The sequence below is a fragment of the Neptuniibacter sp. 2_MG-2023 genome, assembly GCF_030547495.1.
Taxonomy (GTDB): Bacteria; Pseudomonadota; Gammaproteobacteria; order Pseudomonadales; family Balneatricaceae; genus Neptuniibacter.
Genome location: NZ_JAUOQC010000003.1, coordinates 238,439 through 252,205 on the forward strand (window position 1 = coordinate 238,439; position 13,767 = coordinate 252,205).

Consider the following 13,767-nt stretch of genomic DNA (forward strand, 5'->3'; position numbering starts at 1 on the left):
ATGGTTAATCGCCTGATCAACCGTTAATAGCTTCATTTACTAATGCTTCCTGCTGCTCAGCATGGACAGAGAGATATCCAACTGCTGGTGCCGCAGACGCTGGACGGGCAACGCCTTCCAGGTGCAATTTACTATCATGCATATTCAGAACGTGGCGCATATGATGCTGCATTGAGTACCATGCACCTTGGTTCATTGGCTCTTCCTGACACCAAACAGCAGTCTCAAGATTTTTATAAGGAGCCATCGCCTCTTTTAACGCATCTTCAGGGAATGGATATAGCTGCTCGATACGAACAATTGCTACATCGTCTTTTTCAAGTTCCGCACGACGGTTATAAAGATCGTAATAAACCTTACCTCCACAAAGAACCAAACGCTTAACCTTCTTCGGATCAAGCTGGTCTGTTTCACCGATAACCGGCAAGAAACTACCTTCGGAAAGCTCTTCAAGTGTAGATGTAGCCTGTTTATGTCTAAGCAAACTTTTCGGAGACATAACAATTAGCGGCTTACGTAGAGGACGTATCACCTGACGACGCAGCAGATGGAAAATCTGTGCCGGTGTCGTTGGGGTACAAACCTGAATATTGTGCTCAGCACAAAGCTGCAGATAACGCTCTAAACGTGCAGATGAATGCTCAGGCCCTTGGCCTTCAAAGCCATGAGGAAGAAGCATTGTCAAACCACACAAGCGCTGCCACTTATGCTCACCTGATGTAATAAACTGGTCAATTACAACCTGTGCGCCATTGGCAAAATCACCAAACTGAGCTTCCCAAATAACTAATGCATTTGGCATAGTCGTTGAGTAACCATATTCAAACGCAAGCACAGCTTCCTCAGACAAGAACGAATCATGCAGAGTTAATGACGGTTGCTCTTCTGAAAGATTTTGCAAAGGCAGGAAGATATCCGCCGTTTTCTGGTCATGTAGTACAGCATGTCGATGGGAGAATGTACCACGCCCAACATCTTGACCAGTAAGACGAACCGGATGACCTTCAGCTAAAATAGTTGCATAAGCTAACGATTCAGCCATACCCCAGTTTAGCTCCATAGCGCCATGTGCCATGCGCTTACGGTCATCTATAATTTTCTGAACTTGACGTTGAACCACAAAGCCTTCAGGAATGGCACAAATCTTATCACCTAGTTCCTGTAGCAACTTATAATCCACCTTAGTTTCACAGTCAAAAGACCACTCATGACCAAGGTAAGGCTTCCAATCCACAAACAACTCAGTATTAGGCTCATGGATAAGAGACTTAACCGTATGCTCACCATTTTCCAGTAGCTTACGATACTCTTTTTCCATCTCTTTGCTTTCTTCAGGTGTAATAACACCTTCAGAAATAAGCTTTTGAGCATAAAGCTCACGCGTTGGTGTCTGCTTTTTAATCTGTGCATACATCAACGGCTGAGTACCAGATGGCTCATCCGCTTCGTTATGACCACGACGACGGTAGCAGAAAAGATCGATAACAACGTCTTTCTTAAATTCGTTACGGTAATCAACCGCTAACTGAGTTACAAAACGAACGGCTTCAGGATCATCACCATTAACATGGAAAATCGGTGCCTGAATCATCTTCGCTACATCAGTAGAATACTCAGTAGAACGAGAATCTTCTTGTTTCGATGTTGTAAAACCAACTTGGTTATTGACAACGATATGAATTGTACCACCCGTTTTATAAGCACGGGTTTGAGACATTTGGAATGTCTCCATAACAACACCTTGACCACAGAATGCTTGGTCACCATGGATGTTTACGGGTACAACAGTGTTACCTACAGTATCTTCACGACGATCTTGACGTGCGCGTACAGACCCTTCGACAACAGGTGCAGAGATCTCTAGATGGGATGGGTTAAAGGCCATCGCAATGTGCACCTCCCCTCCACCAGTCTCAACATTTGAGGAAAAACCTTGGTGATACTTTACATCACCTGATGTATCTAAGGTTTTCTTACCTTCAAATTCGTCAAAAAGTTCAGAGGGGCTCTTACCAAAAATATTCACCAAGGTATTAAGGCGGCCACGGTGAGCCATCCCAATAACAACCTCTTTCGCGCCCTGCTTACCTGCACGTTGTATTAACGTGTTTAAGGCAACGATCATTGATTCACCACCTTCAAGACCGAAGCGCTTAGCCCCGGCATAGCGTGAACCTAAATACTTTTCTAGACCTTCAGCAGCCGTTAAGCGCTCAAGAATCATTTTTTTCTTTTCGATCGGCGCTTCTGGATGGGAACGTACAGGTTCTATCCGAGACTGCAACCAACGTTTTTCCTGAGTATCAACAATATGCATATACTCAGCACCTACTGTTGAACAGTAAGTTTTCTTCAGATCCGCAACAATATTTTTCAGGGGCGCCTCTTCTGGTCCGAAGAACAGAGATCCCAGCTGGAAAGTTGTGTCGTAATCTGCTTCTGAAAGCTCATGAAAACGCAGATCCAAATCGGGTACATCTTCACGCTGCATCATCCCTAACGGATCGATGTTCGCAATCTGATGCCCTCGCACACGGTATGCGTTAATCATTCGCAACACACGAACCTGCTTTTTCTCGTGTTCAGAACTAACTGAACTCGCAGAAACAGGTGCTGCTCGCTTCTGATTTTTTGATAAGTAAAGAAAATGTTCCCTAATAGCGGAATGGGGTACATCCTGCGTCAGGTTATCGCCCACCTTAGGTAAACGATCAAACTCTTCTCTCCACTCCTGAGGAACCCCATTAGGGTCCATTAGGTATGTTTCATACAGTTCTTCAACGTAGGAAAGATTGCCACCATATAGATGTGCATTCTTCCACATGAGATCCATGATGCTTTCTTGCATTCTTGATCACCCTGGCTCTGGAGGCTCTGTCGATTCTGTCGGGATCATCCGACGAGATATCGCCCCTCTTTGAGTTACCTTCATTCACCCGATCAAACAGTAATTACTGTCTCGGGAGTGCTATAGTAAAGCTTTTATGCTCAACCTTTAATAATTCTTTATGCGAATATAGTAATTTTTTTACAAAAATATTATTTTTTTGTCTGAACAAAAAAAAACGGTGCCCAATGGCACCGTTTTCTTAGACTTAAGTCGCCTGAGAGAGCAACATGTTCCGAATTTTTCCGATTGCCTTAGTCGGGTTAAGCCCTTTAGGACAAACCGCAACGCAGTTCATGATACCGTGGCAGCGGAATACGCTGAACGGATCATCCAAGTCAGCCAAACGTTCACGGGTCGCAGTATCTCGGCTATCAGCCAAGAAGCGGTATGCCTGAAGCAAACCAGATGGACCAATGAATTTATCTGGATTCCACCAAAAAGATGGGCAAGCAGTAGAACAGCAGGCACAAAGAATACATTCATACAAGCCATCCAGCTCAGCACGATCTTCAGGCGACTGTAAACGCTCGATCGCTGGCGGTGGTGTATCGTTGATCAAGAAAGGCTTGATCTTCTCATATGCTTTGTAGAACTGACCCATATCAACAACCAAGTCACGGATAACCGGAAGACCTGGAAGTGGGCGCAACACCAACTTGTCATCTTTAACAACAGCAGACAACGGCGTGATACATGCAAGGCCATTAACGCCATTCATGTTCATACCATCAGAACCACACACACCTTCACGGCATGAGCGACGATAAGCCATTGATGGATCTTTATCTTTCAACAACTGCAAAAGATCAAGAACCATGATGTCCTTACCACCAGGAATATCGATATGGATATCCTGCATGTAAGGAGCATCATCTGTCTCAGGATTGTAGCGATATACACTAACCAACATGATAGAAGCTCCTTAGTAAGTACGAATTTTAGGTGGGAATGGTTCCATTGTCTTAGGCGCGAAGTTTACTGCACGCTTACGAACTTCTTTCTCACCCGGGAAGTAAACCGAGTGGCACAACCAGTTCTCATCATCACGTTCAGTATAGTCATTACGCGCATGCGCACCACGAGATTCTTTACGGATCTCTGCAGCAATAGCGGTGGCTTCAGCAACCTCAAATAGATTTTCCAATTCAAGTGCTTCAATACGTGCCGTATTAAATGCCTGACTCTTATCTTCAAGATGCAAGTTATTGATCTTCTCTCGAATCTCTTCAAGTAGCTTAAGACCTTTCTGCATGCTTTCACCGTCGCGGAATACGCCAAAGTACAATTGCATAGTACTCTGTAGTTCCTTACGAACATCAGCAACACGCTCACCGCCTGTTGAGTTATTCAGACGATTTAGACGAGCCATCGCTGCTTCGATGTTTTCTTCAGTAGCATTTTTAACTTCATAACCATCGCGCATCTGCTGCTCGATCTGCATACCTGCAGCACGACCAAAGACAACCAAGTCAAGAAGTGAGTTACCACCTAGACGGTTTGCACCATGTACAGATACACATGCAACTTCACCACAAGCATAAAGACCATCAATAATATGATCATTACCATCAGCATCAGGAGCAATAGCCTGACCACCGATATTTGTAGCTATACCACCCATCTGGTAGTGACACGTTGGCACAACAGGAATTGGCGCAACCACAGGATCAGTCGCCGCAAACGTTTTAGATAGCTCACAGATACCCGGTAGACGAGAATGAAGTACTTCTTCACCCAAATGGTCCATCTTAAGGTAAACGTGATCGCCATCTTCGCCACAACCACGACCTTCTAGAATTTCTAGAATCATGGAGCGCGCAACAACATCACGACCCGCTAAATCTTTAGCGTTTGGCGCATAACGCTCCATGAAACGCTCGCCATCTTTATTGATCAAGTACCCACCTTCACCACGACAACCTTCTGTTACAAGCACACCTGCGCCTGCGATACCGGTTGGGTGGAACTGCCACATCTCCATATCCTGCGCCGGAATACCTGCACGCAAAGACATACCCATACCGTCACCGGTATTGATAAGAGCATTAGTAGTAGAAGAGTAGATACGGCCAGCACCACCCGTCGCTAGGACGGTAGCCTTAGCCTTAATGTAAACGGTCTCACCTGTTTCAATGCAGATAGCAATACAGCCTACAACCGCGCCATCATCATTTTTAACAAGATCTACTGCATACCACTCATTCAAGAAAGTAGTACCTGCTTTCATATTGCCCTGATAAAGAGCATGAAGCAGTGCATGACCGGTACGGTCTGCTGCAGCACAAGTTCGCGCAGCCTGACCACCTTCACCAAAATTTTTGGATTGGCCACCAAACGGACGCTGATAAATACGACCTGTTTCAGTACGTGAAAATGGCAGACCCATATGGTCTAACTCAAATACCGCCTGAGGGCCAACAGAACACATGTACTCGATAGCATCTTGGTCACCGATATAATCAGAACCTTTGACAGTATCGTACATATGCCAACGCCAATCATCATTTGGATCGTTACTTGCGATAGCACAAGTAATACCACCCTGTGCAGACACAGTATGAGAACGCGTTGGGAATACTTTTGTTACACAAGCAGTGTTCAAACCGCTCTGTGCAAGCTGAAGTGCAGCACGCATGCCTGCACCACCGCCACCGACAACAATTGCGTCGAAAGTAAGCGTACGTAGTTTAGACATAGTTTAAATACCCCACAAAATCTGAATGCCCCACGCGACGTAAATAAACGTCAGCAGGCCAGTAGCAGACTGAAACACAAAACGCATACCGGTCGGCTTGATATAATCAGTAGACACTGACCACATTCCGATCCAAACATGTGCAGCAAAGGACAACAGCGTCAGCAGGGTAAAGATACGCATCGCTGTACACTGAAAAAGCTCCGTCCACATGTCGTAAGTCAATTCAGCGCCAAACGCTAGATAACCAATCATAAAAACGGTGTAGCACGCAAGAATCACAGCGGTTACACGCTGCATCATCCAATCATAAAGGCCGCTACGACCAAAGCTAGTAATACTAGTTACCATATCCATACTCCCGAAATGAGGACTGCTGCTGCAGCAAGACCTAAGGTCACTTTTGCTGCCAATAAACCACTGTCTAATTCTTCACAGTAGCCAAAGTCCATTACCAGGTGTTTTATGCCCGCGAAGAAGTGATACAGCAAAGCTGATACGCTTCCCCACGCAATAAGCTTCGCAATGAAGCCATTTTCAAACATATCAATTGCTTCATTGAAGCCAGCTTCAGACTCCAGAGATAACCCCAACGCATATAGCGCAAATACGGCACCAAAAAATAGCGCCACACCTGTTGCTCGATGCAGAATAGAAGTAATCGCCGGAAGCGGCTGTTTGATTGTTCGAAGATCTAAGTTTACAGGTCTTTTCTTATTCACGGCTCTTGTTCACACTTTGCGGCCCCTTTGCAGGGCTCGGTTGCTCGGAAGTGTTGAAGATAAGTACCTCGCTCCTCAAGCTTAAACCTACATATCAACTCCACTAGAAGTACAATGTAGAGACAAACTTCGGGGCGAGAGTATAAGCATTTCACCTATAAATTACAACGCAAACACCGCCATCTTCGCCTTTGGTCTAGCAAAAACAGACATATAAAAAGTCGTACAACCAAATGCTAATTCAGTCATAACTCGTTTCCTGTTAAAAACGCTAAGAATTTGCTGCATTGCGATAATTATCCCGTTTGATCTGATTGACAAACTTTTTTCACACTCTATATTGTGTGAGTCCAATTTATCGGGCCAAGACTCTTAGATCTGATTGGCAGTAAATCAGAATAGAACTAAAACATAATGATAGGAGCCTTTTAATGGCTGATAAGAAAGCACATTTGACGGTCGATGGCATGGAAGGAACGATTGAATTGCCTGTTTACTCTGGCACTTTAGGTCCTGATGTAATTGATGTCCGTCCACTGACCGGTAAAGGCCTGTTTACCTACGATCCTGGTTTTGTATCTACCGCAGCTTGCGACTCCAGTATTACATTTATTGATGGTGGAAAAGGCGTGCTTCTGCACGGCGGCTACCCAATTGATGAATTAGCAGAAAAATCTGACTACATGGAAGTGTGCTTCCTGCTTCTAAATGGTGAACTACCAACAGCTGAACAAAAAGAGACATTTGTCAAAACGGTTAAGAGCCATACAATGGTTCACGAGCAACTTAACCATTTCTACAATGGTTTCCGACGCGATGCTCACCCAATGGCAATCATGTGCGGCGTAGTAGGCGCACTATCTTCGTTCTACCACGACTCTCTTGATATAGATAATGAGCATCACCGCGAAGTTTGCGCATACCGCTTAATCGCAAAAATGCCAACCATCGCAGCTATGTGTTTCAAATATTCAAATGGCCAGCCGTTTATGTACCCACGTAACGACCTGAGCTATGCAGGCAACTTCCTGCAAATGATGTTTGGCACACCATGTGAAGAGTACCAGGTAAACCCAGTACTTGAGAAAGCAATGGATCGCATCTTCGTACTTCATGCAGACCATGAGCAAAACGCCTCTACGTCTACTGTTCGTCTTGCAGGCTCATCCGGCGCTAACCCATTCGCATGTATTGCATCAGGTATAGCAGCACTTTGGGGGCCCGCTCACGGCGGTGCAAACGAAGCTGTGCTAACAATGCTTGAAGAGATTGGCGATGAATCCAATATCGAAGAGTTTGTTAGTAAAGCTAAAGATCCTAACGATCCCTTCCGCCTAATGGGCTTTGGACACCGCGTTTATCGTAACTTTGACCCTCGCGCTAAAGTTATGAAGAAAGCATGTGACGAAGTACTTGCGGAGCTAGGCATAGAAAACGATCCTCTACTACGTATCGCTAAACGTCTAGAGCAGATCGCACTAGAAGATGAATACTTTGTAGAACGTAAACTATATCCAAACGTGGACTTCTACTCGGGCATCATCTTAAAAGCGATTGGCATTCCAACTAACATGTTCACTGTTATCTTCGCATTGTCTCGTACAATCGGCTGGATCTCTCACTGGAGTGAATTCCACAGCAGCCCGAACAAGATTGGTCGCCCACGTCAGCTATACACGGGCCCAGTACAGCGTAAATACCCAGGCTAAGCATTAAATTTAGCCAAATAATAAAAGTGTAAGTAATGACACTTTTAGATCAAGAACCCTGCCAAGCTGCAGGGTTCTTTTTTTATAAAACGATTGATTCTTCAAAAGCCTTTTCAAACTCTTAATCAAATAAAATACTTATTGCATCTTTAATATTGACGCCTTAAAGGCGGCTGCCAAAGAGCAACCAGCCTCTAAAGAGGGCCTATATCGCAACCAGCTGTATACGTTAGGCAGCGACGGCAAATCCAATCTATCCCCCACCAACTCAACTCCATCTCCAACTGCACTTTTAGGCCTAACACTGACGGCCAAACCACTCTTTACTGCGGCCATCAATCCCTGATAACTCGATGTAGTATAAACCACACGCCAAGGCAACCCTGCGCTATTTAAAGCAGCAATGCTCGCTTTACGAAATTGACAATAATCAGTATAGGTCGCCAAGGGCAGCTCTCGAGCACTAGACCACTCCCACCCCTCAGCCCCCATCCAAGCCAGAGGCTCCACAGCAAGAAGCTCCCCTTTCCCTATATTTGCATCTAATGAAAGCGTCAAAACCAAGTCATAATCACCTCGCTCATAGCCCGCATTCAAATCGGGACTATAACCGGTCTCTACATACAATCTAACGCCGGGGTTAGCTCTAGCAAAACTAGCTAAGAGCTCAGGAAGCATAGTTTCAGCGACACCTTGTGACACGCCAACCTTAATTTCTCCTTTAGCACCACTCTCCTGAAGAGAAGCTATAGCATCATCCTGAAGTGCCAACATCCGTTTCGCATAAGATAGCAACATCTCCCCCTCACTCGTAAGCAGGCGTTTTCTTCCGCTTGTCCTAAATACATTGACACCCACCTCTTGCTCTAAGCGCTTCATTTGCTGACTTACAGTGGACTGAGTCTTATGCAAATAGTCAGCAGCTTTAATAAATCCACCTCGCTCTACAACAGCAACTAAGGTTCTCAAAATATCACTACTTAAATTAGGTTGAGCCATCATTACACCAATCAGATTTTACGATCAAAATAATTAATATTAATCGTTTTTACTAATTCAAATATATCACTACTCTTAATTTTAAGCACTCAGGAGATAAAAAATGTCGCACGCAAACGCAAGAAAGACGTCACCAGACCACAGATCGCAACCTGACAAGATCACTTTCAACTTACCAAGTAGGAGCAATAGAGCAAAAAACGATTGGCCCGACACAAATATTCACATCAAAAAGAGCTATCTAGCCGATGCAGCCTCCCGACAAGAGAGGACAATAACAACAGAATTTCTTGAGATTCCCGACGAATTTTACGAAACGAAAGAAAGCAGTGTCGCCTCAATAATTGAAATAAATACGAGCTACAACCTAACGATAAAAAGAACAAACAAGGGCTGTATCGATATGGAATACTATTTCACTAAAGGAAAACATGAGCGAAGCAAGTGTTTTATCTATTTTTGGCAACACCTATATAACATTGTCACAAGAGCTAAAATCACAAAAAGCTAAGCATAAAAAAAGCCGAGCAGAGCTCAGCTTTTTTTAACTTACTATTTAATATGGCTTATTTGTATCTAAAAACCCCATGCATAGGAATAACAACTGATACATCGGCTATGACTAAAATTGTTAACTCTCACAGGTTGATTCAATTTTATGAATAGTTAAATCAGCACCGTTATACTCTTCCTCTTGCGTCAAACGAAGGCCAACTAAGAACTTAACAACACCATAGACAACAATACCCCCAACAACAGCGACAATAATACCAGCGCCCGTACCAATTAATTGAGAGGTCAGACTAACACCGCCCAACCCACCAAACATTTCCGAACCAAAGATACCTGCAGCAATACCACCCCAAGCACCACACACACCATGAAGAGGCCACACACCTAAAACATCATCAATTTTCCATTTATTCTGTTGAATCGTAAACAAGACAACAAAAATAGCACCGGCGACTGCACCAACAACTAAGGACCCCATAGGATGCATAACATCAGACCCTGCACACACAGCAACCAAACCGGCCAACGGTCCATTATGAATAAAACCCGGGTCATTTTTACCAAAAATCAACGCTGTAATAATTCCGCCTACCATTGCCATCAGCGTGTTCACAGCAACTAAGCCAGAAATACCATCCATAGTTTGTGCAGACATAACGTTAAATCCAAACCAGCCAATACATAAGATCCAAGAACCTAAGGCCAAAAAGGGAATATTGGATGGTGGAAAAGCCACTAAACGCCCGCCTTTGTAACGCCCATTACGGATACCTAGCATCACCACAGCAACAAGTGCTAACCAACCACCCATACCATGCACTACAACCGATCCTGCAAAATCATGAAATCCTGCCCCAAAGTTTTCTTCCAACCACGCTTGAAAACCAAAGTTACCATTCCAAATAATCCCCTCAAAGAAAGGGTATATAAAGGCTACGATCAATGAAGACGCTAACAGAAAGGGCCAGAACTTAGCACGCTCAGCAATACCACCAGAAACAATTGCTGGAATTGCTGCGGCAAATGTCATTAAAAAGAAAAACTTAACTAACTCATAACCATTATTGCTTGCCAATTCCGCCGCAGGTGAAAAAAATGTAACACCATAAGCAACCCAGTAACCTACAAAAAAGTAAGCCATTGCAGAAAAACCAAAGTCGGTCAAAATTTTCACAAGCGCATTGACTTGGTTTTTATGACGAACCGTACCTACCTCCAAAAAAGCAAAGCCTGCATGCATGGCAAATACCATGATGGCTCCCATTAAGATAAATAAGGTATTCGAACTTTGGACTAGCGTCTCTACAGCGCTATTGACGTTTTCCACTGACAGTCTCCTGTTTTTTATTCGGCAAAATGCACTGCACTTGTGCGCCAAAAAATAGTTGGCACCAATGCAATGCAAAATCAGCATTTTTTTATACTTTTAATTGAATATAATTTATGACAAAAGAAGCTAAAAACCCCTATTTCACAGGGAATCCAGCTAATTCACCATCAATTAATCAACGCTTCTATGCACCATTTAAAAGCATTAAGTATGCCAAACAGGATAAGCTGCACTAAAAAACAGCTTATAGCTTATGAGTAATTCTAAAACAGCTATGTATACGCTGATTTCGTTTAAAATCCGGATCTAAAGTACTGTAAGTTATATCTTCAACAACATAATCACTTAACGCCTCGTGATCTATTTTGAAGCGTCTATAATTATTGGAAAAGTACAATACACCCTCTTTACGCAATAACCGCATTGCAGCATCAACCATATCCACATGATCTCGCTGTACATCAAGCACTCCTTCCATACGCTTTGAATTTGAAAACGTCGGAGGATCCATAAAAATCAGATCATAAGCAGGCTGACGCTGCATTCGCAACCACTTAAGGCAATCACCTTGTACCTGTTGATTCGCGTCCTGATCAAAGCCGTTAAGATCAAGATTACGTTTTGCCCAATTCAGATAGGTCGCAGACATATCAATACTGGTCGTTGTTTTTGCGCCCCCTTTTGCAGCATGCACTGAAGCAGTGCCGGTATAACAAAACAGATTTAAAACGTCTTTACCCGCTGACTCTTGCTGGATACGGTAGCGTATTGGGCGGTGGTCAAGAAACAGTCCCGTATCAAGGTAATCATGTAGGTTGACTAATAAGCGACAACCGTACTCATTCACCTCTTTAAAACGATGAGTCTCTGACTGTTTTTCATATTGATTTGAACCTTGCTGCTTTTTACGCTGCTTTAAAATCACTTTATTGGCAGGGATATCTAAGGCAACAGGAATCGCAGCCATCACTTCCTGTAATCGTGAGAAGGTTTTAACTGGATCAATTTTTTTCGGTGCAGCATATTCCTGAACATGCACCTCATCACCATAAATATCGATCGCCACCGAATATTCCGGCATATCCGCATCATAGAGCCGGTAGCATTCTATCTGCTCTTTCTTAACCCATTTAGCTAACTGCTTTCTATTTTTTAATAAACGATTTGCAAACATTTGAGCACCATCACTCAACGGCACCACTTCCTCCTCTTCACGCACCCTTTGCTCTGGTCGATGCTCGGAGATTGGGTAAACAAACAGGCGACTTTCTAACGCGCCATTAAACAACTTATATTGTTTATCTGCACGCATCCCCATCACTTTACACAGATCAGGGTTCGACGTGAAAATAGCGGCAGTCCAACCGGCAAACTGTTCTTTTAACTTGTCACCCAAGTGACGATAGAGAAACATTAACTGCTGGGTTTCACCTAAGCGCTCCCCGTAAGGCGGATTAGTAACTAACAACCCTACCCCTTGAGGCAACTGTTCGCGTTCAAGGTCTTCCACTCGACAGGCCGCAAAATCGATAAATTCAGCAACTCCAGCTCGTTCCGCATTTTGTCTGGCGGATCTTAATACAGATTTATCCTCATCGCGGCCCACTAAGCTGATCTCTAATTGAGATAAACCCTTAGCTTTTCGCCCATTCGCTTCCGCAACCAACTCATCCCATATCCCTTTTTGATGACCCGTCCAGCGGGAAAAGCCATAACGCTTACGCTGCAAGCCCGGCGCAATATCAGCAGCCATCATTGCTGCTTCAATCAACAACGTCCCTGAACCACACATGGGGTCTAACAAGAGATCAAAATCAGCGATACGTGCAGGCCAACCACTTCGAAGCAAAACAGCCGCCGCTAAGTTCTCCTTCATCGGTGCTTGTCCCGCCTGCAACCTATAGGCACGACGGTGCAAACTATCACCTGAAAGATCAATCGCCACCGTCACTTTGCCACGGTGCATACGCACGTTAATACGTAGATCTGGAGCAACCTTATCGACACTAGGGCGCGCGCCCGTTAAATCACGAATCTGATCCACAATGGCATCTTTAACCTTTAATGCACCAAAGTGGGTATTATTAATAGCGCGAGTCTGCCCCGTAAAATCGATCAATAAGGTACCTTCACTGCGCATATGATCCAACCAGTCAACCTGCTGGACCGCATCATAAAGATCCTCTGTCGTCTCAGCATCACCTTGATAAACAGGCATCAACACACGGTTAGCCAAACGGGACCAAAGACATATACGGTAAGCATCTTCAAGATCACCATGACACTGCACACCCGCCACTGTTTGCTTGGTATCTTCAACACCGAGTTGGTGCAGCTCCTCCTCAAGTAGCAACTCAAGGCCTTTAGGGCATGTCAAAAACAGTTTCATAGGAATCATTTACTCTGTAAGTATTTCATTCAACTTGCGATTACAATGAAAAAAAATCATTGAAAGTCACAAATGTTTATTCATTAACTAACTTGATGAATGCACTGGTTTTTTTGCACCCACGTAATAAATTGTACTATTAATTCTAGCTACTCAATAGGCATTTTCAATCACGCTCACACGCTTTTTCCGTTATCAATAGAAGCCTACCTTCTGATTTTAATTAACTGCTAGGTAGATTTTAAGCGGATACCATGTCTCAAGGAACCGCTGCTCTCACAACTAAAACATCAAGAGAGGCTCAACTACATGAAGAGACAAAAACGTGATCGTAGTAACACACTTTTCAATCGAGGCTTTCAAGCCGGCATAAGTGGAAAATCTCGGGATCTCTGCCCGGTCAACACATCAGACCTTAGAAGTCACTGGATGAGTGGTTGGCGACAAGGACGAGAAGCTCACTGGAGCGGCATGGATGGAGTATCAGCAATACAAGCCGACCCAGCATTTCATTAAACTT

The 13,767-nt window shown here is 44.0% G+C and carries 10 protein-coding genes; 2 read left to right on the forward strand and 8 right to left on the reverse strand.

The annotated features are described in order from the left end of the window. Window positions 1–16 precede the first annotated feature (16 nt). The 5 genes from Q4486_RS04960 to sdhC form a co-directional block, all read right to left on the reverse strand. Window positions 17–2,848 (reverse strand): 2-oxoglutarate dehydrogenase E1 component, encoded by a 2,832-nt coding sequence (locus Q4486_RS04960; RefSeq protein ID WP_303518567.1) that lies wholly within the window; start codon window positions 2,846–2,848, stop codon window positions 17–19. A 247-nt stretch (window positions 2,849–3,095) separates the two neighbouring features. Next, on the reverse strand, window positions 3,096–3,800 hold the full coding sequence (locus tag Q4486_RS04965) for a succinate dehydrogenase iron-sulfur subunit (protein WP_067867002.1): 705 nt from the start codon (window positions 3,798–3,800) through the stop codon (window positions 3,096–3,098). A 12-nt stretch (window positions 3,801–3,812) separates the two neighbouring features. Beyond that, window positions 3,813–5,585: a succinate dehydrogenase flavoprotein subunit gene (sdhA, locus tag Q4486_RS04970; protein WP_303417177.1), complete on the reverse strand. Its 1,773-nt coding sequence runs from the start codon at window positions 5,583–5,585 to the stop codon at window positions 3,813–3,815. Window positions 5,586–5,588: 3 nt separating this feature from the next. Continuing rightward, window positions 5,589–5,936, reverse strand: coding sequence for a succinate dehydrogenase, hydrophobic membrane anchor protein (gene sdhD, locus Q4486_RS04975; protein WP_303417179.1), 348 nt, complete (start codon window positions 5,934–5,936; stop codon window positions 5,589–5,591). Next, window positions 5,930–6,307: a succinate dehydrogenase, cytochrome b556 subunit gene (sdhC, locus tag Q4486_RS04980; RefSeq protein ID WP_303417181.1), complete on the reverse strand. Its 378-nt coding sequence runs from the start codon at window positions 6,305–6,307 to the stop codon at window positions 5,930–5,932. The genes sdhD and sdhC overlap by 7 nt, the downstream gene beginning before the upstream one ends. A gap of 431 nt (window positions 6,308–6,738) precedes the next feature. Between sdhC and gltA the strand changes: the two genes are divergently transcribed. Beyond that, a complete protein-coding gene (gene gltA / locus Q4486_RS04985) occupies window positions 6,739–8,016 on the forward strand; it encodes a citrate synthase (protein ID WP_303417183.1) in 1,278 nt (425 codons plus the stop codon). Between the two features lie 138 nt (window positions 8,017–8,154). On the opposite strand, the gene Q4486_RS04990 is transcribed toward gltA, so the two are convergent. The 3 genes from Q4486_RS04990 to rlmKL form a co-directional block, all read right to left on the reverse strand. Then, window positions 8,155–9,015, reverse strand: a complete 861-nt coding sequence (locus Q4486_RS04990) for a LysR substrate-binding domain-containing protein (RefSeq protein WP_303518568.1) — start codon at window positions 9,013–9,015, stop codon at window positions 8,155–8,157. A gap of 631 nt (window positions 9,016–9,646) precedes the next feature. Beyond that, window positions 9,647–10,855, reverse strand: a complete 1,209-nt coding sequence (locus tag Q4486_RS04995; RefSeq protein WP_303518569.1) for an ammonium transporter — start codon at window positions 10,853–10,855, stop codon at window positions 9,647–9,649. A 247-nt stretch (window positions 10,856–11,102) separates the two neighbouring features. Further along, window positions 11,103–13,247 (reverse strand): bifunctional 23S rRNA (guanine(2069)-N(7))-methyltransferase RlmK/23S rRNA (guanine(2445)-N(2))-methyltransferase RlmL, encoded by a 2,145-nt coding sequence (gene rlmKL / locus Q4486_RS05000; RefSeq protein WP_303417189.1) that lies wholly within the window; start codon window positions 13,245–13,247, stop codon window positions 11,103–11,105. A gap of 309 nt (window positions 13,248–13,556) precedes the next feature. On the opposite strand from rlmKL, the gene rmf reads away from it, so the two are divergent. After that, window positions 13,557–13,763, forward strand: a complete 207-nt coding sequence (gene rmf / locus Q4486_RS05005) for a ribosome modulation factor (RefSeq protein ID WP_075109595.1) — start codon at window positions 13,557–13,559, stop codon at window positions 13,761–13,763. The last annotated feature ends 4 nt before the right edge of the window (window positions 13,764–13,767 follow it).